We start from the raw sequence: 25,940 nt of genomic DNA, 5'->3' as shown, positions 1-25,940 counted from the left end.
CGGCTGGTCGCAGGCTAGAGTTCTTCTTGTTCGCCCCGCCGAGCGGGGCGAAACACCGAGCGACCACCGTCCGTGTGGTGCGAGGGGCTATAGCTCAGTTGGTAGAGCGCCTGCATGGCATGCAGGAGGTCAGGAGTTCAATTCTCCTTAGCTCCACAGATTGGTACAGAAGATCCCGTTCCCGCGAGGGAGCGGGATTTTTCGTGTGTGACCTGCGTCCCTTCTTGAGCAGGTGCGGCCCCGGAGGCGTATACCTCTGCGGACGGCCTTCTTTCCCGCTCCGTGCTGGGACTGGTACGAAGGCGTCGCTGACCGTATTGGTCCGGCCGTGGCAGAATCAAACGGCCGGAAGGGGGCGCGGCCCGACGGGAGGGAGAAGCGATGCCTGCGAGCATCCGCGGGAGGGTCCACGACCTTCCCGCAGCGGTGGTGATGCGGAGCAAGACCACCCTCCTCTGCCCTTCCTGCGGCTCGCTCCACGTTGCCCAAGTCCTCGGTGACAACGGAGGGATCTCCTACGTGTGCACGGCCTGCGGCCACAGCTGGAGCTGATCGATGGGTGCACACAGGAGGAAGTGCGACTGGTGCGGCAGCGGCACCCCCATCGTCCGCGACATGGAGCCCGTCAACGCCGACTACCAGTACTGGTGCGAGGAATGCGCCCGGGCGCTGATCATAAAAGGCGACCCGATCGAGACGTACCGCGAGCTGGAGGGCGAGCCGATCTACGGCCGGCTCCTCGAAGAGCACTGCACGCTCAAACGCTTCTACTCGTTCGTGACGGCCTGAGCGTCAACTCGGCGCCCCTCCCTGACCGTCGTCCGTCCCGGGCCGCCACGGACGCCCCAGCGGCCTCGTGACGGCCGTCGGGGGAGTGAGTGAACAGCGGCTGGACGGCGACCTCTTGGAAATCCGACAAATGGGTGCTGATCCACCCATGGTTCGCGGCCGACGGAAACGATTTGGTGGTGTGCGTGGGAGACCGGTAATGTTGGCGTCGTCGCCAGGGAAACCCGGCGGACAACACCGCAAGGGGCTATAGCTCAGTTGGTAGAGCGCCTGCATGGCATGCAGGAGGTCAGGAGTTCAATTCTCCTTAGCTCCACAGAAAAGACCCCGTCCAAGTGGACGGGGTCTTCGCGTTGTTGGCGACGACGCACATGTGGAAGGGCGGGCCACCCCACTCGGGTGTGGCCCGCCCTTCCACATGTGCGTCCGTGCGTCAGCGACCGCTGCCCAGGGCCCGGCGGCCGCGGCCCTGGGAGAGGACCGGGAGGTTGCGGGAGGGGGCGGAAGGACGGTTGTCCTCCTCGATGCGCAGGGCGAGCGCGGGGCAGCGGCGCACCGCGCGCAGCGCCTTCGCCTCGGCGTACTGCGGGACCTTGGCCTGGGCGACGGTGGGGAAGCCGTCGGCACCGAGCTGGAAGACCTCCGGGAGGATGTCGGCGCACAGGCCGTGGCCCCGGCAGAGCGTCCAGTCGACGAAGATCTTCTGGCGGCTCGCGCCGCTCTCCTCCTCGCCGGAGCCGCCCGGGATGCCGGTGGGCATCCTGCCGCCCTCGAAGAGGGGCAGCACGCCCTCGACGGGACGACCGCAGCCGTTGCCGAGAACATGCGCGGCGAGGTCGTCCGTGAACGCCTTGATGGTCGATTCCAGGAACATCGCGGAGCCGTCCGGGTGCGAGCAGGCGCCACGCCGCTTGACGTTCTTCGCGACCTGCTTGAGGGCCTCCAGGGCGGCCGGACCGCCGCCGTTGAGGATGTCCTCCATACCGCGCGCCGCGGCCGGCAGTCCGAGGTAGCAGGGGCCGCACTGGCCGGCGCTCTCCTCGGCGAGCCACTTGGCGACCTGCAGCGACTCGCCGAGCGGGCAGGTCTCCTGGCTGATGGGCAGGATCGCGCCCGCGCCGAGCGCACCGCCCACCGCGTCCAGCGAGTTGCGCGAGACGACCGCCTCGTTGACCGTCGCCGCGTCGATCCACTTGCCGTGGTAGCCGCCGGTCAGCACGCCCTGCGGGACGGGCGGCGCGCCGGCGAGCTGAAGGATGTAGCGCAGCGGCACACCGGTGGGCGCCTCGATCACCATGGGGCGGGCGACCGCGCCGGAGACGGTGAGCATGACGGTGCCCGGCTCGTCGTACAGGCCGGTGTTGCCGTACCGCTCGGAGCCGATGCGGGCGCCGATGGCGAGCTGGGCGAACGTCTCGGCGTTGGAGAGCAGTGTCGGCGCGCCGCCGACACCGCTCTTGGACGCGCTGGTCTTGCGGCCGGGCGGGATGGGCGGCCCACCGTCGATGGAGCGGATCAGCGAGCCGGCGGCGCCGGTGACCATGCGGACCGGGTTGCGCTGCACGCTCGCGCGGATGGCGGCGCCGCGGCGGTTGCTCAGCCCGCGCTCGGAGAGGGCGGCCTCCATCGAACGCTGAGTGGATTCACGTGTCACCCCGATGACGAGCTGGCGGGCGCCGAGGGCCTCCGCGACCAGCAGGGCGCCGTCGAGGATGAGGTGCGGGGCACGGTTGATCAGCACCGTGTCCTTGCGGCAGGCGGGTTCGTCCTCGCTGCCGTTGACGACCACGACGGGCCGGATGCCACGCTTGATCGCCGACTCGGCGACCGAGCGCAGTTTCTTGTGGAACGGGAAGCCCGCGCCGCCCCTGCCCTTCAGGTTGATCCGCTCGGACAGCTGGGCGAGTTGCTCGCCGCCCATCGGTTCGAGCGGACCGTGCACCTTCAGGTGCATGGGGAGGTCGAGTCTCTCGACGAGGTCGAAGCCCGAGGTGAGCTGGGGGAGACCCACCACTCGGACTTCGGGGACGTCGGGAAGGGCCTCGTTCACTTAAAGCCTCCGGAAGGCGCGTTCCAGGGTTCGCCGGAGCCCGGCTGGTTGTAGTCGTCGTAGCCGGACAGCGTTTCAGTGGCGGGACCGCTGTTGTACGTGTCGTTCGGGTTGTACGTGCCGTAGGGGGCGTTCGTCTCAGCCGTTCCGTAGGAAGTTTCGGAGACCACGGGATTGGCCCCCGTGTTGTACGTCTCGCCCTGGTAGGTCTGGCCCGGGTACGCCTGGCCCTGGTACGACTGCCCGCCCAGCGGCTGCCCGGCGAAGGTGTCCTGCATCGGGTCGTACGAGGACGGGGGCGCCTCGCCGACCGGCGGCGGGGACGGGGCCGGCCAGCGGGTGCTGCCCGTGGTCGAACCGTCGTCCATGCGGGGCATGGCCTGCGTGGGCTGCATGTCCAGCGGCGGCTGCTGCTGGGTGAGATAGGGGGCCGTGGGCTCCTGGGCGCGCGGGGTCATCGACACCGCGCGGTACGCGGCCGCGAAACCGGGGCCGCTGTCGGCGGAAGCGGCCGCCCCGCGCTGCGGGGGCACCAGCGGGTCGCCGAGCGGGGGGTTGCCCTGTCCGCCGCCGAAGCCGGGGAGCGGGAACTGGCCGGTGTCCCGCATCTGCTCGCGCCGGCCGCCCTCCCGGCGTCCGCCGGTCTCGTCCATGCCCTGCAGCGCCGAACGGGACTTCACGAGTTCGTCGACCTCGGGGGGCCGCTGGCCGTCGGTGCCCAGGAGGGCGGCGACACGCTCGACCACCTGGCGCTTGACCTCGCGCGGCGCGGCGCGCAGCAGCAGGGCGGCGGCGACGGCGATGAGGCCCGCGGAGTAGAGGATCACGAAGATCGGCTTGGCTTCGCGACCCGCGTAGAGTCCGTGCACGAGCGCGAAACACCAGGCTGGGTAGGCCATCATGTGCATCGCGCGCCAGCGTGCCGCGACCGGCGCCGGGGAGGCGAAGTTGCTGCGGAGCGCGCCGGTGATCGCGACGAAGATCATCAGGGAGCCTGCGGTCGCGCCGAAGCCGATCAGCGCTCCCGATCCCGTCACGCCGAGGGCGAAGGGGAACAGGGCGAACGCGGAGACGTGGTTCAGCGCCAGCTTGACCGACACATGCAGCACGAGGAACGCGACCGACGCGATGGCGGTCGTCCGGTGGACGGCTTGGCCGATGATCCGCTGACGGACCGTGAGCAGGGTCCGGTCCTGGGCGACGAGCCCCCAGAGCACCGAGCACGTCAGCGAGACGAGTGAGAGAACGCCCGCGCCGAAGTCGAGGAACTCCCGATACGCGTCACCTCCGACCAGCACACTTACGGGTATCAGCAGCAGAGCGGCAGCCGTGGCTATCCCATAGGCCGAGCGGCCTGTCTGGGGCAGCGAGCTGTTACTGCGACGAGGGTTCATGGGGGCAACTCCGAACAGTTCGGGAAAGCGGTCCCGTCGTCGAACTGTAAGTGGTGCCAATACCGGGCGGTACGAGGTTTGAGTTATTGCGCTGTTATCAAGGGCCAATCTCACATCGCTGATGTCCCTTAGCGGCTGTTACGCGAAGTAAGATTTGAATAAAGTTCAACTTTTTTGGCCGGATCTTGTGGCCGACACACGGCGGGTCCCTGTCCATCGGGGCTGCGGTACCCTGATCGCATGCGTGCCGTACGCCTTCTGCTTAGCGAGCCGCGCTGATCAGTCCCGACCGCCGTTGACGGCGTGGTCGGCATCAGCGCGGCGTCCCCTCCTGTGCGAGGGGATTTTTCGTTTCCTGGACGAACAGCCCGCTGGCAGAGACGATCGATGGAGCTTTGAGGATCATGAGCGAGACGAACCCCGCTGCCGCCGAAGTGGCCGCGCACCGCTACACGGCAGCCGTCGCGGCCGAGATCGAGGCACGCTGGCAGGACTTCTGGGACGCCGACGGCACGTACGCGGCGCCCAACCCCACGGGCGACCTGGCGGGCGACGCGGAACTGGCCGCCCGTCCCAAGAAGTTCATCATGGACATGTTCCCGTACCCGTCCGGTGCGGGCCTGCACGTCGGCCACCCCCTGGGTTACATCGCCACCGACGTCTTCGCCCGCTACCAGCGGATGACCGGCCACAACGTCCTGCACACCCTGGGCTTCGACGCCTTCGGCCTGCCCGCCGAGCAGCACGCCGTGGCCACCGGCGAGCACCCCAGGGTCACCACCGAGGCCGCCATCAACAACATGAAGTCCCAGCTGCGCAGGCTGGGTCTGGGCCACGACAAGCGCCGGTCGTTCGCCACGATCGACCCGGACTACTACAAGTGGACCCAGTGGATCTTCCTGCAGATCTTCAACTCCTGGTACGACGACGAGGCGAGGAAGGCCCGCCCGATCGCCGAGCTGGTCGCCCAGTTCGAGTCCGGTGAGCGCGCGCTGCCCGGCGGCGGCTCCTGGAGCGCGCTGAGCGCCGTCGAACGCGCCGACGTCCTGGGCGAGTACCGCCTGGCGTACGCCTCCGACGCGCCGGTCAACTGGTGCCCCGGCCTGGGCACCGTGCTGGCCAACGAGGAGGTCACCGCCGACGGCCGCTCCGAGCGGGGCAACTTCCCCGTCTTCAAGGCCAAGCTGCGCCAGTGGAACATGCGGATCACGGCGTACGCCGACCGTCTGCTGGACGACCTGAACGAGCTGGACTGGCCCGAGGCCATCAAGCTGCAGCAGCGCAACTGGATCGGCCGCTCCGAGGGCGCCCGCGTCGACTTCCCGATCGACGGGGAGCGCATCACCGTCTTCACCACCCGCCCCGACACCCTGTTCGGCGCGACCTACATGGTGCTGGCCCCCGAGCACCCGCTGGTCGACAAGTTCACCCCGGACGCCTGGCCCGAGGGCACCCACGACGTGTGGACCGGCGGGCACGCGACCCCCGCCGAGGCCGTCGCCGCCTACCGCGCGCAGGCCGCCTCCAAGTCCGACGTCGAGCGGCAGGCCGAGGCGAAGGACAAGACAGGCGTCTTCACCGGCTCGTTCGCCACCAACCCGGTCAACGGGAAGCGGATCCCGGTCTTCATCGCCGACTACGTCCTGATGGGCTACGGCACCGGCGCGATCATGGCCGTCCCGGCGCACGACACGCGCGACTTCGACTTCGCCCGCGCCTTCGAACTGCCGATCGTCTGCGTGGTCGAGCCCACGGACGGCCGGGGCACCGACACCTCGACGTGGGACGAGGCCTTCGTCTCGTACGACGCGAAGATCGTCAACTCGGCCGGTGAGGGCGTCTCGCTGGACGGCCTGGGCGTCGTCGAGGCGAAGGCGCGCATCACCGAGTGGCTGGAGCGGACCGGCATCGGTGAGGGCACCGTCAACTTCCGGCTGCGCGACTGGCTGTTCAGCCGCCAGCGGTACTGGGGCGAGCCCTTCCCGATCGTCTACGACGAGGACGGCGTCGCCCACTCGCTGCCCGAGTCGATGCTGCCGCTGGAGCTGCCCGAGGTCGAGGACTACAGCCCGCGCACCTTCGACCCGGACGACGCCGACACCCAGCCCGAGACACCGCTGTCGCGCAACGCCGACTGGGTGAACGTCACACTGGACCTGGGCGACGGCCGGGGCCCGCGCCCGTACCGCCGTGAGACCAACACCATGCCCAACTGGGCCGGTTCCTGCTGGTACGAGCTGCGCTATCTGGACCCGCACAACTCCGAGAAGCTGGTCGACCCGGAGATCGAGCGGTACTGGATGGGTCCGCGCGAGGGCCAGCCGCACGGCGGTGTCGACCTGTACGTCGGCGGCGCCGAGCACGCCGTGCTGCACCTGCTGTACGCGCGCTTCTGGTCCAAGGTCCTGTTCGACCTGGGGCACGTCTCGTCGGCCGAGCCGTTCCACAAGCTGTTCAACCAGGGCATGATCCAGGCCTTCGTCTACCGCGACAGCCGTGGCTTCGCGGTGCCGGCCGCCGAGGTGGAGGAGCGCGACGGCGCCTACTACTACCAGGGCGAGAAGGTCAGCCGCCTGCTGGGCAAGATGGGCAAGTCCCTGAAGAACGCGGTCACTCCCGAGTCCATCTGCGCGGAGTACGGCGCCGACACGCTGCGCCTGTACGAGATGGCGATGGGCCCGCTGGACGTCTCCCGGCCGTGGGACACGCGCGCGGTGGTGGGCCAGTTCCGGCTGCTGCAGCGGCTGTGGCGCAACGTCGTCGACGAGGCCACCGGCGAGGTGACGGTCGTCGACACCGAGCCCGGCGAGGACACCCTGCGGGTGCTGCACAAGGCCATCGACGGTGTCCGCCAGGACCTGGAGGGTCTGCGGTTCAACACCGCGATCGCCAAGGTCACCGAGCTGAACAACCATCTGACCAAGGTGGGCGGCCCGGTCTCCCGCTCCGTCGCCGAGTCCCTGGTCCTGCTGGTCGCGCCGCTGGCCCCGCACATCGCCGAGGAACTGTGGCGCAAGCTGGGGCACGGCGACTCGGTCGTGCACCAGGACTTCCCCGACGCCGACCCCGCGTACGTCGTCGACGAGGCCGTCACCTGTGTCGTCCAGATCAAGGGCAAGGTCAAGGCCCGGCTGGAGGTGCCGCCGACCATCTCCGAGGAGGAGCTGGAGAAGGTGGCCCTGGGCGACGAGAAGGTGGTCGCGGCGCTGGCCGGGGCGCCGATCCGGAAGGTGATCGTGCGGGCGCCGAAGCTGGTGAACATCGTCACGTGAGTGCGGCGGCGTGCCGCGTCGTGAATGTGGCGGAGCGCGGTGGGCTCTGCGGTGACCTGGGGTAGCCGCCGGTAGGCGCACCGCTGTCGCTGTCGCTGTCGTGGTTCGGGGGCGTCCCCTACGGGCAGGTTCCGGGTTCCGATGGAACCTGGGACCTGCCTGTTGCGTTTACCGTGGAAGAGCGCCGCAGCACATGCCCGTGCCGGTCGGAGAAGGAGCGCGTCGTGGAAGCCGTCATCGCAGTCGTCGCCCTGTTCTTCGTGCTGTTCGTGGTGCTGGGCGCGTACGCCACGGTGAAGGCGGTCGGCGCGGCCAAGCGCGGCGTGGACCGCACGATCACGCAGGCCAAGCGGACCGTCGAGGACACCACCCTGCGCGCCAGAAGCCTGGCCCAGCCGGGCCCGGCCGGGCAACTGGCCGACCTGCGGCTCAAGTTGCGCACCTCCATGCGGGCCACCCAGGAGGCGTTGCACGCGGGCGTGGGCGAGGACGAGTCGCTCAAGGAGTCCCTGGCCCTCTTCGAGCAGCTGAGCAAGCACGGCCGTGAGCTGGACGACGAGCTGCGGCGCCTGGAGCCCGAGCCCGACCGCGCCAAGCTGGCCCAGCGGCTGCCCGCGCTGCGCGAGCGCGCGGAGCGGATCATCGAGTCCTCCGACTCGCTGCGCTGGGCGGCGCACGACCGGGCCCGCAAGTTCGCGGAGGACGACCTGGACACGCTCAGCGCGCAGATCGACGTCGAGGCGGGCGCGCTGCGGCACTGGACGACGGAACCCGCCGCGGTGTGGCCCGAGGCGCCCAAGCCCGAGCCGACCGCCTCCACGGGGCAGACCTGGCAGGCTCCTGACTCGGGCGGGGGCGCGTCGCGCGGTGCCGAGTCCGGTGCGGGCACGTCCCGTGACGGGGAGTCCCGGGGTCAGGAGCCGCCCAGGCCCGCGATCACGCCGCCGAGTGCGCGGCCGACCTACCCGTGGCAGAAGAAGCACCGCCCGGAGAGCACCACTTGAGCCACTCGGCCCGGTCGGACCGCTCCGCGCGGTCGCGGGTGACAGGGGCCGGGCTGCCGTCGGAGCGGCTCGGCGGGTAACCTCCAGCTCATGTCCCGCCATGTCGCGATCGTCACCGATTCCACGGCCTACCTGCCGCCGCCGGCGATGGAGCGTCACCACATCACCTCGGTGCCGTTGACCGTGGTTCTCGGCGACCAGGCGCTCGAGGAAGGGACCGAGATCTCGGCCCGCTCCCTGGCCCAGGCGCTGCAGAAACGACGGTCCGTCACCACCTCCCGCCCCAGCCCCGAGCTGTTCGCCGAGACCTACCGCAGGGTCGCGGAGTCGGGCGCCACCGGCATCGTCTCGCTCCACCTCTCCGCCGAGTTCTCGGGCACGTACGACGCGGCCGTGCTCGCGGCCCGCGAGGCACCCGTGCCGGTGCGCGTCGTGGACACCGGGATGGTCGCGATGGCGCTCGGGTTCTGCGCGCTGGCCGCCGCCGAGTCCGCGGAGGCGGGCGGCACAGTGGACGAAGCCGTCACAGCCGCCGAGAAGCGGGCCGCCGGGACGTCCGCGTTCTTCTACGTCGACACCCTGGACTACCTCCGCCGGGGCGGACGGATCGGTGCGGCACAGGCGCTGTTCGGGTCCGCGCTGGCGGTCAAGCCGCTGCTGCGGCTGGACGGCGGCCGTATCGAGATGCTGGAGAAGGTCCGCACGGCCTCCAGGGCGATCGCCCGCCTGGAGGAGATCGTCGCCGAGCGGGCGGGCGGCGCCCCGGTCGACATCGCCGTCCACCATCTCGCGGCGCCCGAGCGGGCCTCCGCGCTCGCGGAGCGGCTGCGGGGCCGGGTGTCCGGGCTGGCCGATCTGCATGTGAGCGAGGTCGGGGCGGTGATCGGGGCGCACACGGGGCCCGGGTTGCTGGGCGTGATCGTGTCGCCTCGGTGAGGCGTGCGTCGCTTCGGTGAGGAGGCGAGGCGGGTTTGCCTCGGCTCGGTCTGGCCCGGTTTGGCGGCCGGGGTTGGCTCGGCTTGGCGGCTGGGTCGGCTCGGCTTGTTGCGGCGGGCGCCGCGCGGCACGGCTCAGCTCGGCTGTGGGCGGCTCGGTTTGTTCGCTCGTGCGGGTGACGGAGTTATCCACAACTGGGTAGTAATCCACGGGAATTGAGCAAGATCATCGCGAGTGGATGTGTCTGCCTGATCCTCGTCGCATGGCACTTCGATCACGTTCACGCACAGCGACGGTCACCAGCGGCCCCGGCAGGGGTCCCTCCTCCGACGGGCGCGCCCGTCACCCTCGTCCTCGGCGGCGGAGGGGCAGGGTCGGCCGCCGCCACCAGGCGTCGGCGGAGACGCTCCGTCTGCGCGCGGAGGCGCTCTTTCCCGAAAGGACCAAGGAGCCCCGTGAGTTGGGGCATGGGCCGCCGCCGGAGCCTTCCGAGGACGAGGACGGGTCCCGTGGTCGTGACGTGCGTCCAGCGTGGCGTGAGCGGGTGGGACCGGCCGTCCGGGAGCGGCTGCCGCTGTGGTTGCAGGCGCGGTGCGGCATCGAGCGGAAGAGCGTGATCGCGCTGAGCGTGGTGCTGGTCGTCGCGGCGGTGTTCGCGGCACAGCACTTCTGGGCGGGCCGGCCCCGGCCGGTGACCGCGCCCGAGGTGGTGCGGGCGGGAGCTCCGGGTGCCTCGCCGATGCCAGGGGCTGGGGAAGCACCGTTCGGTGAGCCCGGGCACGGCGCTGCGGCCGCGTCGGGCGCCTCGCCCGGGCTGGGGGCTCCGTCGGCCGTACCCACGATCGTGGTCGACGTCAGTGGCAAGGTGCGCAGACCGGGCGTCCAGCAGTTGCCGGCCGGTTCGCGGGTCGCCGACGCGCTTCGGGCGGCGGGCGGGGTGCGGCCGGGGGCCGACACCGACGGGCTCAACCGCGCCCGGCTCCTCGTGGACGGCGAACAGGTCCTGGTGGGCACTCCGGCGCCGGTGGCCGCACCGGGTGCGCCGCCGGGGACGGGAGCGGGCGCGGGTGGCGGTGGTGCGGGCGGGTTAGGCGGAGGCGTCGCCGGATCGGCGCCCACGACCCCCGTGTCGCTCAATACGGCCACCGCCGACCAACTGGACACCCTGCCCGGAGTGGGCCCGGTCCTCGCCCAGCACATCATCGACTACCGCACTCAGCACGGCGGCTTCCGCTCGGTGGACGAGCTCCGCGAGGTGAACGGCATCGGCGACCGCCGCTTCGCCGACCTACGGAATCTCGTACGGCCATGAGGGTGACGGGAGAGGAGGAGAGGGTGCCGGCGGGGGACGAGGAGGAGAGGGCGCCGGCGGGGGCCGGGGCCCAGGGTGGTCCGCCGCGCCCCGCCGTGCACGTGGCCTCCGGCAGTCGGCTCGGTGACCCGCATCCCAGGCAGGAGGGGCCCACGGACCTGCGCCTCGTGCCACCGGCGCTGGCCGCGTGGGTGACGGCGGCGCTGACGGTGCACGCCTCGCCGGGGTGGGTCACAGGAGTGGCTGTGGTCTGTGCGGTGGCGGGCGCGGCTCTGCTCGCCTGGCAAGGGCAAGGGCAAGGGCAAGGGCAAGGGCAAGGGCAAGGGCAAGGGCAAGGGCAAGGGCAAGGGCAAGGGCGGGTGCGGGGGCAGGGGCTCCGGTATCGCCGGGGGTGTGGGGGCGTTGCGTGGACGAAGGTGTCCGTCGCCGCCGTGCTGCTCTGTGCGGGCGCGGCTGCCGCCTCGGCCGGGCTGCACGGGGCGGATCTACGGCGGGGGCCGGTGCCCGGCCTGGCCGAGGGGTACGCCCGTGTGACGGCGGAGGTGGAGCTCACCTCCGACCCGCGCCTCACCCGCCCCCGGATCCAGGGCCATCGCGCGGCCCCCGCAGGGGTGCTCCTCCAGGCCGAGGTGCGGCGTGTGCGGAGCCCGGACGGGTCGGTCGCCGACACGAGGACCCCGGTGCTGGTCGTCGTCGACGTGGAGGCGGGGGCCGGTCGGGCGGCCTGGCTCTCGCTGTTGCCGTCCACGCGGGTGCGGGTGGTGGCGCAGGCCGTGCCGGCCATGGCCGGGGGAGACCGGGTGGCGGGCGTGCTGCGGGTGCGGGGCGGTGGGGCGCCGATCGTGGTGGAGGAGGCGAGCGCCGTGCAGCGGGCCGCGGGGCGGTTGCGCGCGGGGCTGCGGGAGGCGACCGACGGCCTGGACCCGGACGCGCGGGCCTTGCTGCCCGGGTTCGTCGTCGGGGACACCTCACGGGTTCCGGCGGAGTTGGACGAGGCGTTCAAGGCGACCGATCTCACCCATCTCCTGGCTGTCAGCGGTGCGAACTTCACGATCCTGCTGGCCCTGTTCATCGGCCCGCCGGGGCTGGCGCAACGGGCCGAGCGGAGGGGGCTGGCTCCCCGGCTCGGGATCCCGTTGCGGGCGACCGCGCTGGCCGGTGGGGCGCTGACCCTGGGCTTCGTGATCGTGTGCCGACCGGACCCGAGCGTGGTGCGGGCGGCGGCCTGCGGTTCGATCGCGCTGCTGGCCCTCGCGACCGGGCGCCGCAGATCCCTGATCCCGGCCCTGGCGACGGCGGTACTGCTGCTGGTGCTCTACGACCCTTGGCTGGCCCGCAGTTACGGCTTTCTGCTCTCCGTCCTCGCTACCGGTGCCCTGCTCACCCTCGCTCCGCGCTGGAGTGCGGCGCTCCAGCGGCGCCGGGTGCCACCGCGTCCGGCCGAGGCACTGGCGGCGGCGGGAGCCGCGCAGGCGGTGTGCGCGCCGGTCGTGGCCGTGCTGTCGGCGAAGGTGAGCCTGGTGGCGGTGCCGTGCAATCTGCTGGCGGAGTTCGCGGTGGCCCCGGCGACGGTGCTCGGGTTCGCCACCCTGGCGACGGCGCCGGTGGCGATGCCCGTGGCCGAGGGCCTTGCCTGGTGCGCGAGTTGGCCGGCCGGTTGGATCGCGGACATCGCCCGTACCGGGGCCTCGATGCCGGGCGCGGGCGTGGACTGGCCGGGCAGCTGGACCGGCGCGCTGCTGCTCGCCCTGGTCACCGTGGTCGTCGTCCTCGTCGGCCGGCGGCTGGTGAGCCATCCGTGGCTGGTGGGAGCCTGCCTGATGGCGTTCCTGCTGGTCGTGGTGCAGCCACCGCCGCTGACCAGGGTGATCACGGGGTGGCCGCCGCCGGGCTGGCGCTTCGTGATGTGCGACGTGGGCCAGGGGGACGCGACTGTCCTCGCGGCGGGAGACGGAGCCGGGGTGGTCGTGGACGCGGGTCCCGATCCGGTGCTGGTCGACCGCTGTCTGACCTCGCTGGGCGTCACCGAGGTCCCGCTCGTGGTCCTCACCCACTTCCACGCCGACCATGTCGTGGGGCTGCCGGGGGTGCTGCGGGGGCGCTCGGTGGGGGCGATCGCGACGACGGGGTTCGAGGAGCCCGTGGAGCAGGCCGCGTTCGTGCGCGGGGAGGCGGCGGCTCGGGGGATCCCGTTGACACGGGCAGTGGCCGGGGAGGAGCGGCGCACGGGTGGTCTCGCCTGGCGGGTGCTATGGCCGCCGGGGGACGCGGTCACGCCGGACGGCCCGAACGACGCCAGTGTGACCATGCTCGTCCGCTCGGGAGGGCTGACCCTGCTGCTCCTCGGCGATCTGGAACCGCCCGGCCAGCGTGAGCTGGCGAGGTCTCCGGAGGCGGCCGCGCTGGGAGCCGTGGACGTGGTGAAGGTCGCCCACCACGGCTCGGCCTACCAGGATCCGGGACTGATACGGGCCATGGCCCCCAGACTGGCGCTCATCTCCGTGGGCGCGGACAACCCGTACGGCCATCCGGCGCCCAGTACGGTCGCGGCGCTGCAGGCCGGGGGTGCCACGGTGCTGCGTACGGACGAGGACGGCGCGGTCGCCGTCGCGGGTACGGCGAAGGAGTTGCTCGTGGCGCGAGACTGAGGGCATGGACACCGCAGAGCTTGACGCCTACCTGCGCCGCCTCGGGGCCGAGCAGCAGGCCTGGCCCACCGTCGACGTACTGCGCGAACTGCACCTGCGCCATCTGCGGGCGGTGCCGTTCGAGAACCTGTCGATCCACCTCGGTGAGGAGATCGTCCTGGAGGAGAGGCGGCTGCTGGACAAGGTGGTCGGGCGGCGCAGGGGCGGGTTCTGCTACGAACTGAACGGCTCGTTCGGGGCGTTGCTCTCGAAGCTCGGGTTCGACGTGACACTGCTCGCGGCGCGGGTGTACGGGGATGAGGGGCAGGTCGGCATCCCGTACGACCATCTCGTGCTGCGGGTGCGGACGGTGGACGGGGGAGATTGGCTGGCCGATGTCGGGTTCGGGGCGAACAGCCACTATCCGCTGGAGTTCGGGAGCCGGACGGAGCAGGAGGATCCGGGCGGCATGTTCCGGGTGGCGGAGGTGGACCGGGAGAGCGGGGGCCGGGAGTACGGAGACCTGGACGTGTTCCGCAACGGCGAGCCGCAGTACCGGCTGGAGACGCGACCGAGGGTGCTCGGGGACTTCGTGGCGGGGGCGTGGTGGCACAGCACCTCGCCGGCCTCCCACTTCACCCGCTCGCTCGTCTGCTCCCTGCTCACGGAGGACGGCGGCCGCATCACCCTCAGCGGCCGTACGCTCACCGTCACCTCGGCGGAGGGCGCCCGTGAGGTGACCGAGCTGGGCACGGACACGGAGGTGCTGGCGACGTACAGGAACCGCTTCGGGCTGGAGTTGAACCGGGTGCCGGAGGTGGGGAAGGTGACGTGAGGCGCGTGAGGGCGAGCTCGTCGAGGGGGTACGGAGGGCTTGTAGCCTGACGGCACCTTACGAGGGGGGAGCTGACCGTGGAGAACGTCCTGCCCGTGGCCATAGGGGCCGCCATCGGCCTCATGGGGGTGGTGTTCGGATCGTGGTTCACCGCGCGCCGGCAGGACCGTATGTGGCTCCGCGAGCAGAAGCTCAAAGCCGGGATCGGCTTCAACACGGCCGTCGTGCAGCTTCTGGACCACCTGAAGGAGACGCGGCTGAGTGACGACGGCCCCGGGGCCGACGAGTTGGTGAACCGGATGCAGGAGGCACGCTCGGCCCTCTACCTGCTCTGTTCCAGCGACACCGTCGATCTCGCCGACGCTCTCGCGGTCAGGGTCTGGAGCACGCGGCCCACCGACGGCAGGGACGACCGCCGGGCCGAGTTCCGGGAGACGTTGGATCTCCTGCGCCGCTTCACCCACCGGCTCCGACAGGAGATCGCCGGGTCGTAGAGCCTTTGGCCGGAGGGGAGGGGAGGGGAGGGGAGGGGAGGGGGCGGGGTGGGGTGGCGGAAGATGGGGGTGTGAGTGATGTGAGGCATGTGTTGGTGTTGCCGGATCGGGATGCCGCGGAGGAAGTGGTCGAGGCGCTGAGGGAGCGGTTCGGGCTGGATGAGGAGCCGCAGCTGGTGCGGGACGCGTTGGCCGGGGAGGACGACGCCGAGGACGCGCAGTGGCTGGTGGTGCTGCGGGACGAGCGGGAGCGGCTCGATCCGGTGGCGTTGGACGAGTTCGCGGGGGAGTGGGAGGGATGGCGAGAGGAGCCGTAGTCGTTCCGCGCGGCGGTCCGTGCGCTGAGGGGGAGGCCAGGGCTTGGGGCGGTCGGGTTGTCAGTGGGCCGTGGGATGCTGTCCGGGATGGCCAAGAAGACTGTGAACGATGATCCTCTCGCCCCCGTGACGTTGGCCGTGGGGCAGGAGGAGCTGCTGCTCGACCGGGCTGTGCAGGTGGTGGTGGCCGCCGCGAAGGCCTCGGACGCCGACACGGACGTGCGGGATCTGACCTCGGACCAGTTGCAGCCCGGCACTCTCGCCGAGCTGACGAGTCCGTCGCTCTTCGCGGAGCGCAAGGTCGTGGTCGTGCGCAACGCGCAGGATCTGTCGGCCGACACGGTCAAGGACGTGAAGGCGTACCTGGGGGCTCCCGCCGAGGAGATCACCCTGGTGCTGCTGCACGCGGGCGGCGCCAAGGGCAAGGGGCTGCTGGACGCGGCGCGCAAGGCGGGGGCGCGGGAGGTGGCGTGCCCCAAGATGACGAAGCCGGGGGATCGGCTGGCGTTCGTGCGGGGGGAGTTCCGGACGCTCGGGCGGTCCGCGACGCCCGAGGCGTGCCAGGCGCTCGTCGACGCGATCGGGAGCGATCTGCGGGAGTTGGCGTCGGCGGCGTCGCAGTTGGTGGCGGACGTCGAGGGGACCATCGACGAGGCGGTGGTCGGGCGGTACTACACAGGGCGGGCCGAGGCGTCGAGTTTCGAGGTGGCCGACCGGGCCGTCGAGGGACGGGCGGCGGAAGCCTTGGAGGCGCTGCGGTGGTCGCTGGCGACGGGGGTGGCGCCGGTGTTGATCACCAGTGCGCTGGCCCAGGGCGTGCGGGCGATCGGGAAGCTGTCGTCGGCGCGGGGTGGGCGGCCCGCGGATCTCGCGCGGGAGTTGGGGATGCCGCCGTGGAAGATCGATCGGGTGCGGCAGCAGATGCGCGGGTGGACGCCGGACGGGGTGGCTGTCGCCTTGCGGGCGGTGGCTGAGGCGGATGCGGGGGTCAAGGGTGGCGGAGATGATCCCGAGTACGCGTTGGAGAAGGCGGTTGTGGTGATCGCGCGGGCGGCGCGGTCGCGTCGGGGGTGACTTTCCGCCCCCGGCGCCCCTACCCGTCCCGTCCCAGGGGCGCCGCCCCTTCGACGCCGGGCCGAGGGGGAGGGGCGGTGAGTGGGTAGGTGCGGGTGCGTGGGGGTTCTCGCGCAGTTCCCCGCGCCCCTTGAACGGCTGCGGTTCCCTGCGGCCCTGAGAAGCCCGCGATCGCCCGGCGCCCGTGAGCGACTTCGGCCTCCGGCGTGCTCACCTGTGGCATGCCGAAGGCACCGTCGGCCCTCCCGGGGAAGGGGCGGCGACGGGGCCTTCGGTTCAAGACGGTGGATCCGCACCCGCGTGGCGAACGCAGGCCGCGTGCGGATCCGGGGTGTCGGGTGGGAGCGGATGAGAGAGGGCCCGCCCTTGGGACCAGCCGACGATCAGATCAAAGGTGAAGCTCAGCCCTGGAGGGTGGCGACCTTGGAAGCAAGCGCCGACTTCTTGTTGGCGGCCTGGTTCTTGTGGATGACGCCCTTCGAGACGGCCTTGTCGAGCTGACGCGCGGCAGCGCGCTGGTACTCGGTGGCCTTCTCGACGTCACCCGCGGCAGCGGCCTCACGGGCCTTGCGGATCGCGGTCTTGAGCGACGACTTGACGGCCTTGTTGCGAAGGCGCGCCTTCTCGTTGGTCTTGTTCCGCTTGATCTGGGACTTGATGTTCGCCACGAAAGAGCCTTTTCAGCTTGGTTTTCCTTGGGATGTGCCTCCTGCAGAGAGGGCATGAGACACAGCCGCCCACGTTACCAGCAGCTCTCGCGTCGGCCCAAACCGGTCCCAGCCCTCCACCCGTGGGACCATGGTGCCTACGTACAGCCCCGCCAGACCCGATCCGACCCGAGACCGCAGACGGCTGCGGACGCCTCAAGAATCAGGACCCTGCGTGCCCGCGATCCCTAGCCATGTGCCCGAGCCGAGCCGTACCGACCCGGCTCTGATCCGCAATTTCTGCATCATCGCGCACATCGACCACGGCAAGTCCACGCTCGCCGACCGGATGCTCCAGCTGACCGGCGTGGTCGAGCAGCGGCAGATGCGTGCTCAGTACCTCGACCGCATGGACATCGAGCGTGAGCGCGGAATCACGATCAAGTCCCAGGCGGTCCGTCTGCCCTGGGCGCCGACCGGCGATCCGGGCAACACGCACATCCTCAACATGATCGACACCCCCGGGCACGTCGACTTCACGTACGAGGTGTCGCGGTCGCTGGCGGCCTGTGAGGGGACCGTCCTCCTCGTCGACGCGGCCCAGGGGATCGAGGCCCAGACCCTCGCCAACCTCTACCTGGCGATGGAGAACGACCTCAAGATCATCCCCGTGCTGAACAAGATCGACCTGCCGGCCGCGCAGCCGGAGAAGTTCTCCGAGGAACTGGCGAACCTCATCGGGTGCGATCCCGAGGACGTGCTGAAGGTCTCCGCGAAGACGGGTGTGGGGGTCGACGCGCTGCTCGACCGGGTCGTGGCCGAGGTTCCGGCGCCGGTCGGCGTCAAGGACGCGCCCGCCCGCGCGATGATCTTCGACTCGGTATATGACTCGTACCGGGGCGTGGTCACGTACGTCCGTGTGATCGACGGGCAGCTCAACAAGCGCGAGCGGATCCGGATGATGTCCACCGGCGCCACGCACGAGCTGCTGGAGATCGGGACCAACTCGCCCGAGATGCTGCCCGCCGACGGGCTGGCCGTCGGTGAGGTGGGCTACCTCATCACCGGCGTGAAGGACGTCCGGCAGTCCAAGGTCGGTGACACGATCACCAGCCAGGCGAAGGGGGCGACCGAGGCGCTCGGGGGGTACAAGGACCCCAAGCCGATGGTCTTCTCCGGCCTGTATCCGCTGGACGGGTCCGACTACCCCGAGCTGCGTGACGCGCTCGACAAGCTCCAGCTCAACGACGCCGCGCTCGTGTACGAGCCGGAGACGTCCGCCGCGCTGGGCTTCGGTTTCCGCGTCGGTTTCCTCGGGCTGCTGCACCTCGACGTGATCCGGGAGCGGCTGGAGCGCGAGTTCGGGCTCGACCTCATCGCCACCGCGCCGAACGTCGTGTACCGCGTCGTCATGGAGGACGGCACCGAGCACACGGTCACCAACCCGAGCGAGTTCCCCGAAGGCAAGATCAACGAGGTGTACGAGCCCGTCGTGCGGGCCACGATCCTCGCGCCGACCGAGTTCATCGGCTCGATCATGGAGCTGTGCCAGACCCGGCGCGGCACCCTGCTCGGCATGGACTACCTGTCGGAGGACCGGGTCGAGATCCGGTACACGCTGCCGCTCGCGGAGATCGTCTTCGACTTCTTCGACCAGCTGAAGTCGAAGACGCGCGGGTACGCGTCGCTGGACTACGAGCCCACGGGCGAGCAGACCTCCAGCCTCGTCAAGGTCGACATCCTGCTGCACGGTGACAAGGTCGACGCCTTCTCCGCGATCACGCACAAGGACGCGGCGTACGCCTACGGGGTGCGGCTCGTCGCCAAGCTGCGCGAGCTCATCCCGCGGCAGGCCTTCGAGGTGCCCATCCAGGCGGCCATCGGCTCGCGTGTCATCGCCCGCGAGACCATCCGCGCCATCCGCAAGGACGTCCTCGCCAAGTGCTACGGCGGTGACATCTCCCGGAAGCGGAAGCTGCTGGAGAAGCAGAAGGAAGGCAAGAAGCGGATGAAGATGGTGGGCTCCGTGGAGGTTCCGCAGGAGGCCTTCATCGCCGTTCTGTCCAGCGATGACAGCGCCGGCGGCGGCAAGGGCAAGAAGTAGCCAACGGCGACCGGTGGTCGCCGACCGCGGGGTGACCACTGTTACCCCCGGAAACTCGGGCACAATGCGGGCCCGTCGCGTTTCGGCGCGGCGGGCCCGTAGGTCTTCCCAGAGGCGTCGGGGCGTGTTCGTACGGTAGTTCTCGGTGGAAAGTGACTGCCCGCCGCCCCTTACCAACCGGCCGACCTCGCTCTACCCTGATCACCACTCGATGGTTACTCGCGAGTTAAACAACAGCCGCTTTGAGCCAGCCGCACAGTCCGTGAGTCAGCTGTACTGTCGCGTGCCCCGGAGGATGTCGTGAGCGACACACAGACCCTGATCGAGAACCGTCCGCCCTCGGTGGCGGCCCTCTTCCTCGAGCGCGTGGCGGCCACGCCCGACGGCGAGGCCTACCGCTACCCGGTGCCACCGGCCTCCGGGGAGGGGCCCTCCGACTGGAAGTCGCTGAGCTGGGCGCAGTCGGCCGAACGGGTGTACGCCGTCGCGGCCGGACTGATCGAGCTGGGCGTGCAGCCGGAGCAGCGCGTAGCCCTCGCCTCGTCGACGCGCATCGAGTGGATCCTCGCCGACCTCGGCATCATGTGCGCCGGCGCCGCCACCACGACCGTCTATCCGCAGACCAACGCCGAGGAGTCGGCGTACATCCTCGCGGACTCCGCCAGTCGGGTCCTCATCGCCGAGGACGCGGCTCAGCTCGCCAAGGCCCGGGAGAAGAAGGCCGAGCTGCCCGACCTGACGCATGTCGTCGTCATCGACATCGAGGGGGCGGACCTTTCGGAGGACTGGGTCCTCTCCCTGGCCGAGCTGGAGAAGCGCGGCGCCGCGTACCTGGAGAAGAATCCCGACCTGATCAAGGAGAAGGTCGGCGCGATCACCAAGGACCAGCTCGCCACCCTCATCTACACCTCCGGTACCACCGGGCGCCCCAAGGGTGTCCGGCTGCCGCACGACAACTGGTCGTACATGGCGAAGGCGATCGCCGCGACCGGGTTGGTCAGCGCCGAGGACGTGCAGTACCTGTGGCTGCCGCTCGCGCACGTGTTCGGCAAGGTGCTCACCAGCGGTCAGATCGAGGTCGGGCACGTCACCGCCGTGGACGGCCGGATCGACAAGATCATTGAGAACCTTCCGGTGGTGCAGCCGACGTACATGGCGGCCGTGCCCCGCATCTTCGAGAAGGTCTACAACGGCGTCGTCGCCAAGGCCCGCGCGGGCGGCCCGGCCAAGTACAAGATCTTCCAGTGGGCGGCCGGGGTCTCCCGCGAGTACGCCAAGGTCAGCCAGGACAACTTCCGCCGTACCGGCACCGCCTCGGTGCCGTTCGCGCTCGGCGCGAAGCACAAGATCGCCGACACGCTGGTGTACGCCAAGCTCCGCGAGGCGTTCGGCGGCCGGCTGCGGGCCTGTGTCTCCGGTTCGGTCGCGCTCGCGCCCGACATCGGCTTCTTCTTCGCCGGCGCCGGCATCCACATCCTGGAGGGCTACGGCCTGACCGAGACCTCGGCGGCGTCCTTCGTCAACCCCGGCGAGGCGTACCGCACCGGTACGGTCGGCAAGCCGCTGCCCGGCTGCGAGGTGCGGATCGCCGACGACGGCGAGATCCTGCTGCGCGGCCCCGGTGTGATGGAGGGCTACCACGGCCTGCCGGAGAAGACGGCGGAGGTGCTGGAGGCCGACGGGTGGTTCCACACCGGCGACATCGGGGAGCTCTCGCCCGACGGCTACCTGCGCATCACCGACCGGAAGAAGGACCTGTTCAAGACCTCCGGCGGCAAGTACATCGCGCCGACCGAGATCGAGGGGCAGTTCAAGTCGCTGTGCCCCTTCACCTCCAACGTGATGGTGATCGGCGCGGACCGGAACTTCTGCACGGCCCTCATCGCCCTCGACGAGCCGTCCCTCCAGGGGTGGGCCGCGGAGAACGGGCTGGCCGGGAAGTCGTACGAGGAGATCATCGCGGCGCCGGCCACGGTCGAGATGGTCGACGGGTACGTCAAGCAGCTCAACGAGGGCTTGCAGCGGTGGCAGACGATCAAGAAGTTCCGCCTGCTGCCGCGGGATCTCGATGTGGAGCACGGTGAGCTGACGCCGAGCCTGAAGCTGAAGCGGCCGGTGGTGGAGAAGGAGTACCGGCACCTGATCGAGGACATGTACGCGGGGGCGCGCGAGGCGTAGCGCTCTCCGGGAAAGCCGGGAAAGCCGGGAAAGCCGGGGAACTGCGGGCCGTCCTTCAGCTGCGCGTTCGTGGTGGCTGGTCGCGCGGTTCCCCGCGCCCCCAAGGGGCGCTGTCGGTCTTCACCAGGGTTCGCAGGTCGCGTATCTGTGCTCGTATCTCGGTCACGTCCGGTGTGGGTGTGGCCAGTTGTTTTTCCAGTGTCGCCAGGCGGGTGTCGAGTTCCTCCGCCTCCTCCCGTCGGATCGCCCGCAGGGTCTCCAGTTCCCGGGTCTTGCGATGCAGGTCCAGGAAGACGCTGACCTTCGCCCGTAACACCCAGGGGTCGAAGGGTTTGGTGAGGTAGTCGGCGGCGCCGGTGGCGTAGCCGCGGAAGGCGTAGCCGGTGTCGGCGTCCGTGCCGGTGAGGAAGATGATCGGGACGTCCTTCGTCTGGTCGAGGCGCTTGATGTGGGCGGCGGTCTCGAAGCCGTCCATGCCGGGCATCCGGATGTCGAGGAGGACGACGGCGAACCGGTGCCGCAGGAGGGCCTTCATCGCCTCCTCGCCCGAACGGGCGCGGACGAGCGGCTCGTTGAGGGATGCCAGGACGGCCTCCAGGGCGAGCAGGTTGTCCTCCATGTCGTCGACGAGGAGGATGCCCGCGCTTTGGTCGGTCCGGTCCTGAGGGGTCATGGTGAAGGTGCCTCGTTCTCTTCGGTGCGTTTCCCGGGGGACGGCTCGGCGCTCTGCGGACCCTGGGGGGTCTCCGGGTCGAGGACCGCGCAGACGACCGTGAGCAGCTGGTCGACGTCCACCGGCTTCGGTACGTAGTCGTTGGCGCCACGGGCGATGGACTTCTCGCGGTCGCCGGGCATCGCCTTGGCGGTGAGGGCGACGATGGGCAGACCCGCCCAGCGCGGGGTGCGACGGATGGCGGAGATCGTCTCGTAGCCGTCCATCTCCGGCATCATGATGTCCATCAGGACGAGTTCGACGTCCGGGTTGCGTTCCAGGGTCTCGATGCCCTCGCGTCCGTTCTCCGCGTACAGGACGGGCATGCCGACCCGGCCCAGGACATGGGTGAGCGCGAAGACGTTGCGGATGTCGTCGTCGACGATCAGCACCCGGCGGCCGGGCAGCACCTGGCCCGCGCGCCCCACTTTCCACGCCTCCAGCTTGGTGGGGGCCGGCCAGGAGTCGTCGCCGTCGTGCACCTCCCCGTCGTGCGCGGCCAGGAAGGGATCTGCGGCCAGCTGCTCGGGGACGAGGCTGCCGTGCTCCTCGACCACCGGGCCCGTCACCCCGTGCCCCGGGCTGAAGACCGGGACGTACAGGGTGAAGGTCGAGCCCCTGCCGGGGACGCTCTCCGCGATGATGCGACCGCCGAGCAGGCCGGCGATCTCGCGGCTGATGGACAGACCGAGGCCCGTGCCGCCGTACTTGCGGTTGGTGGTGCCGTCGGCCTGCTGGAACGCCTCGAAGATCACCGGGAGTTTCTCTGCCGCGATGCCGATGCCGGTGTCCGATACGGCGAAGGCGATCACCTCGTCGTGGTCCTCGCGGGTGTAGCGGTGGTCGGGGTCCTTGACGCGGCTGACGGTCAGCTCGACCCGGCCGGACGCGGTGAACTTGATCGCGTTGGAGAGGAGGTTGCGCAGGATCTGCTGGAGGCGCTGCTCGTCCGAGTACATCTCGCGGGGGACGTCCTCGCCGACCGTCACCTCGAAGGCCAGGCCCCGGTCGAGGGTGAGCGGCCGGAACGTCGCGTGGACGTAGTCCAGGAGCTTGATCAGCGGCAGGCGCTTCGGGCGTACGTCCATCCGGCCCGCCTCGATCTTCGACAGGTCGAGGATGTCGTTGATCAGCTGGAGGAGGTCCGAGCCGGAGCGGTGGATCGTGGTGGCGAACTGGACCTCCTGGTCGGTGAGATGGCCGTCCGGGTTGTCGGAGAGCAGTCGCGCCAGGATCAGCAGGGAGTTCAGCGGGGTGCGCAGCTCGTGCGACATGTTCGCCAGGAACTCGGACTTGTACTGCGAGGAGGTCGCCAGCAGCGCGGCCTTCTCCTCCAGTTCGGCGTTGGAGCGCTGCAACTCCGCCTGCTGCATCTGCAGTTCGTCCGAGCGTTCCTGGAGTTGCATGGCCAGGCGCTGGGACTCGCCGAGGAGGGACTCCGTACGGGAGTTGGCGATGATGGTGTTGATGGCGACACCGATGGTGTTCACGAACTGGTCGAAGAACGCCAGGTGGACGTCGGAGAAGCGGGAGAAGGACGCCAGCTCGATCACGCCGAGGAGCTTGTCCTCGAAGAGGATCGGGATGATGACGACGCTGGACGGGGAGGCCTCGCCGAGGCCGCTGTTGATCTTGATGTACCCCGGCGGGGCCTCGTCCACCAGGATCCGCTTCTTCTCGCGGGCCGCCTGCGCGACCAGACCGTGCACGGGCAGACCACCGGTCTCGACGGTCGCGCCCTGCGCCGCGCCGTAGCCCGCGATGAAGGCGAGGCCCTTGGTGGGCGCCACCGGGAGCGGGGCCGCGCCGTCCTCGTCGGGGTCGGCCAGGTAGAAGGCGCCGTACTGGGCGTTCACCAACGGGGTCAGCTCGCGCAGGATCAGGTCGGCGACCTCCATCAGGTCGCGGTGGCCCTGCATCAGGGCGGCGAGCCGGGCGAGGTTGGACTCCAGCCAGTCCTTCGCGCGGGTGGTCTCGCGGAGGTTCGCCACCATCAGGTTGATGTTGTCCTTGAGCTCGGCGACCTCGCCGCGCGCCTCCACCGTGATGGAGCGGGACATGTCGCCCTGGGCCACGGCCGAGGCGACCTCGGCGATCGCGCGCACCTGGGTGGTCAGGTTCAGGGCGAGCTCGTTGACGTTCGTCGTCAGCCGCTTCCAGGTGCCGTAGACGCCCTCCACCCGTGCCTGACCGCCGAGTTGCCCCTCCGAGCCGACCTCGCGGGCGACCCGGGTGACCTCGGAGGAGAAGGAGGAGAGGGTGTCGACCATCGTGTTGATGGCGGTCTTCAGCTCCAGGATCTCGCCGCGCGCGTCCACGTCGATCTTCTTGGAGAGGTCGCCGTTGGCGACGGCTGTGGTGACCTGGGCGATGTTGCGGACCTGGGAGGTCAGGTTGTCCGCCATGTAGTTGACGTTGTCGGTGAGGTCCCGCCAGACACCGGACACGCCCAGCACCTGGGCCCGGCCGCCGAGCGCGCCGTCGGTGCCGACCTCGCGGGCCACCCTCGTCACCTCGTCGGCGAAGGCCCGCAGCTGTTCCACCATCGTGTTGACGGTGTCCTTCAGTTCCAGGATCTCGCCGCGCGCGTCGACGGTGATCTTCTTGGAGAGGTCGCCGTTGGCGACGGCTGTGGTGACCTGGGCGATGTTGCGGACCTGGGAGGTCAGGTTCAGCGCCATGAAGTTGACGTTGTCGGTGAGGTCCTTCCAGACGCCCGACACGCCCCGCACCTGCGCCTGACCGCCGAGGTTGCCCTCGGTGCCGACCTCGCGGGCGACGCGGGTGACCTCGTCGGCGAAGGCGGAGAGCTGGTCGACCATGGTGTTGATGGTCGACTTCAGCTCCAGGATCTCGCCCTTGGCCTCGACGGTGATCTTCTTGCCGAGGTCGCCCTGTGCGACGGCCGTGGAGACGAGGGCGATGTTGCGGACCTGGGAGGTCAGGTTGTCCGCCATGAAGTTGACGTTGTCGGTGAGGTCCTTCCAGACGCCGGAGACGCCCCGGACCTGCGCGCGGCCGCCGAGGTTGCCCTCGGTGCCGACCTCGCGGGCGACGCGGGTGACCTCGTCGGCGAAGGCGGAGAGCTGGTCGACCATGGTGTTGATGGTCGACTTCAGCTCCAGGATCTCGCCCTTGGCCTCGACGGTGATCTTCTTGCCGAGGTCGCCCTGTGCGACGGCCGTGGAGACGAGGGCGATGTTGCGGACCTGGGAGGTCAGGTTGTCCGCCATGAAGTTGACGTTGTCGGTGAGGTCCTTCCAGACGCCGGAGACGCCCCGGACCTGCGCGCGGCCGCCGAGCTGCCCCTCGGTGCCGACCTCGCGGGCCACGCGGGTGACCTCGTCGGCGAAGGCGGACAGCTGATCGACCATCGTGTTCACGGTGAGCTTCAGTTCGAGCAACTCGCCGGTCGCCTCGACCGTCACCGTACGGGTGAGGTCGCCGCGCGCCACCGAGGTGGTCACCAGGGCGATGTCCCGCACCTGCGCGGTCAGTCTGGCGGCCATGGTGTTGACCGCCTCGGTCACGTCCCGCCAACTCCCGGACAGGCCGCGCACCTTGGCCCGGCCGCCGAGCCGGCCCTCCGTACCGACCTCGCGGGCGACCCGGGTCACCTCACCGGTGAACAGGGACAGCTGGTCGACCATCTTGTTCACGGCCCGACCCAACCGCCGCAGGTCACCCCTGAGTTGACGGTTGCCGTCGTGCAGGTCGACCCGCTGGGTGAGGTCGCCGCCGGCCACCGCGTCCAGTACGCGGGTGGCGTTGGCGGCGGGGGCGACCAGGGCGTCGAGCGTCTGGTTCACGTCGTCGACGCGGGTCGCCCAGGCGCCCTGGCCCGGGCTGGCCGACAGCCGCTCGTCCAGACGCCCGTGCCGGACCAACTCCCGCCGCACACGCTGCACTTCGGTGCCGAAGTGGGTGCTGCGGTCGATGATCTGGTTGAAGAGGGCGCACAGCTCCGCCACCGGGGCGGGGCCCGCCTCCGCGACTTTCGTGAAGCTGCCGTCGCGGGCGGCGGTCATGGCCGCGGTCAGCGCGCGGAGATCGGATGCCCGGATCAGAACGTCCGTTTGGATGTCTTTTTGACCGTCTCGGAGCACCCGCGTAGCACTGTTCTCACTCATGGTGGCCCACTTCGGTAACTCGGCGCTTATGGGCGTGGTCAGTCTGTCACTCTGTCCGTGCCGCC

Annotated in this window: 17 protein-coding genes and 2 tRNA genes; 14 read left to right on the top strand and 5 right to left on the bottom strand. The window is 70.3% G+C overall.

From position 1 onward, the window contains the following. Positions 1 to 83 precede the first annotated feature (83 nt). The 3 genes from GWK25_RS34160 (at position 84) to GWK25_RS34150 (ending at position 1,105) form a co-directional block, all read left to right on the top strand. Positions 84 to 156 (top strand) — tRNA-Ala (locus GWK25_RS34160). 399 nt (positions 157 to 555) lie between these two features. Beyond that, the gene (locus GWK25_RS34155; protein WP_005479297.1) at positions 556 to 789 is read left to right on the top strand and encodes a hypothetical protein; all 234 of its coding nucleotides are present in this window, start codon (positions 556 to 558) and stop codon (positions 787 to 789) included. 243 nt (positions 790 to 1,032) lie between these two features. After that, a tRNA-Ala gene (locus GWK25_RS34150) sits at positions 1,033 to 1,105 on the top strand. 117 nt (positions 1,106 to 1,222) lie between these two features. On the opposite strand, the gene GWK25_RS34145 is transcribed toward GWK25_RS34150, so the two are convergent. Next, on the bottom strand, positions 1,223 to 2,839 hold the full coding sequence (locus GWK25_RS34145; protein ID WP_215455403.1) for an NADH-quinone oxidoreductase subunit NuoF family protein: 1,617 nt from the start codon (positions 2,837 to 2,839) through the stop codon (positions 1,223 to 1,225). Further along, a complete protein-coding gene (locus GWK25_RS34140; protein ID WP_251829158.1) occupies positions 2,836 to 4,233 on the bottom strand; it encodes a cytochrome b/b6 domain-containing protein in 1,398 nt (465 codons plus the stop codon). Before GWK25_RS34140 ends, GWK25_RS34145 begins: the two co-directional genes overlap by 4 nt. A gap of 404 nt (positions 4,234 to 4,637) precedes the next feature. Here GWK25_RS34140 and leuS point away from each other — a divergent pair, with 404 nt between their 5' ends. The 9 genes from leuS (at position 4,638) to holA (ending at position 16,104) form a co-directional block, all read left to right on the top strand. Beyond that, the gene (gene leuS, locus GWK25_RS34135) at positions 4,638 to 7,505 is read left to right on the top strand and encodes a leucine--tRNA ligase (protein WP_215455402.1); all 2,868 of its coding nucleotides are present in this window, start codon (positions 4,638 to 4,640) and stop codon (positions 7,503 to 7,505) included. A 224-nt stretch (positions 7,506 to 7,729) separates the two neighbouring features. Then, complete coding sequence (locus GWK25_RS34130) at positions 7,730 to 8,509, top strand: hypothetical protein (RefSeq protein WP_215455401.1); 780 nt, start codon at positions 7,730 to 7,732, stop codon at positions 8,507 to 8,509. 90 nt (positions 8,510 to 8,599) lie between these two features. Then, positions 8,600 to 9,445, top strand: a complete 846-nt coding sequence (locus tag GWK25_RS34125; RefSeq protein WP_215455400.1) for a DegV family protein — start codon at positions 8,600 to 8,602, stop codon at positions 9,443 to 9,445. A 262-nt stretch (positions 9,446 to 9,707) separates the two neighbouring features. Beyond that, positions 9,708 to 10,757: a ComEA family DNA-binding protein gene (locus GWK25_RS34120; protein ID WP_215455399.1), complete on the top strand. Its 1,050-nt coding sequence runs from the start codon at positions 9,708 to 9,710 to the stop codon at positions 10,755 to 10,757. Between the two features lie 95 nt (positions 10,758 to 10,852). Continuing rightward, positions 10,853 to 13,405 (top strand): ComEC/Rec2 family competence protein, encoded by a 2,553-nt coding sequence (locus tag GWK25_RS34115; RefSeq protein ID WP_215457797.1) that lies wholly within the window; start codon positions 10,853 to 10,855, stop codon positions 13,403 to 13,405. A gap of 4 nt (positions 13,406 to 13,409) precedes the next feature. Continuing rightward, a complete protein-coding gene (locus tag GWK25_RS34110) occupies positions 13,410 to 14,219 on the top strand; it encodes an arylamine N-acetyltransferase (RefSeq protein WP_215455398.1) in 810 nt (269 codons plus the stop codon). 77 nt (positions 14,220 to 14,296) lie between these two features. Next, on the top strand, positions 14,297 to 14,713 hold the full coding sequence (locus GWK25_RS34105) for a hypothetical protein (RefSeq protein ID WP_215455397.1): 417 nt from the start codon (positions 14,297 to 14,299) through the stop codon (positions 14,711 to 14,713). 71 nt (positions 14,714 to 14,784) lie between these two features. Continuing rightward, positions 14,785 to 15,030, top strand: a complete 246-nt coding sequence (locus GWK25_RS34100; protein ID WP_184894173.1) for a hypothetical protein — start codon at positions 14,785 to 14,787, stop codon at positions 15,028 to 15,030. Between the two features lie 87 nt (positions 15,031 to 15,117). Then, positions 15,118 to 16,104, top strand: a complete 987-nt coding sequence (holA, locus tag GWK25_RS34095) for a DNA polymerase III subunit delta (protein WP_184894175.1) — start codon at positions 15,118 to 15,120, stop codon at positions 16,102 to 16,104. A 401-nt stretch (positions 16,105 to 16,505) separates the two neighbouring features. Here holA and rpsT read toward each other — a convergent pair whose 3' ends face one another. Continuing rightward, positions 16,506 to 16,772 (bottom strand): 30S ribosomal protein S20, encoded by a 267-nt coding sequence (rpsT, locus tag GWK25_RS34090; protein ID WP_215455396.1) that lies wholly within the window; start codon positions 16,770 to 16,772, stop codon positions 16,506 to 16,508. A 214-nt stretch (positions 16,773 to 16,986) separates the two neighbouring features. On the opposite strand from rpsT, the gene lepA reads away from it, so the two are divergent. Further along, entirely contained in the window at positions 16,987 to 18,855 is a 1,869-nt protein-coding gene (lepA, locus tag GWK25_RS34085; RefSeq protein WP_215455395.1) for a translation elongation factor 4, read from the top strand. 300 nt (positions 18,856 to 19,155) lie between these two features. After that, on the top strand, positions 19,156 to 21,033 hold the full coding sequence (locus tag GWK25_RS34080) for a long-chain fatty acid--CoA ligase (protein ID WP_215455394.1): 1,878 nt from the start codon (positions 19,156 to 19,158) through the stop codon (positions 21,031 to 21,033). A 55-nt stretch (positions 21,034 to 21,088) separates the two neighbouring features. Here GWK25_RS34080 and GWK25_RS34075 read toward each other — a convergent pair whose 3' ends face one another. Beyond that, the gene (locus GWK25_RS34075) at positions 21,089 to 21,706 is read right to left on the bottom strand and encodes a two-component system response regulator (RefSeq protein ID WP_215455393.1); all 618 of its coding nucleotides are present in this window, start codon (positions 21,704 to 21,706) and stop codon (positions 21,089 to 21,091) included. Next, positions 21,703 to 25,875, bottom strand: coding sequence for a HAMP domain-containing protein (locus tag GWK25_RS34070; protein WP_215455392.1), 4,173 nt, complete (start codon positions 25,873 to 25,875; stop codon positions 21,703 to 21,705). The genes GWK25_RS34075 and GWK25_RS34070 overlap by 4 nt, the downstream gene beginning before the upstream one ends. Positions 25,876 to 25,940: the final 65 nt, after the last annotated feature.

It is taken from the genome of Streptomyces sp. ATCC 21386 (genome assembly GCF_018728545.1).
In the GTDB taxonomy this organism is placed as follows: Bacteria; Actinomycetota; Actinomycetes; order Streptomycetales; family Streptomycetaceae; genus Streptomyces.
This window is presented reverse-complemented; position numbering and strand designations above follow the sequence as displayed.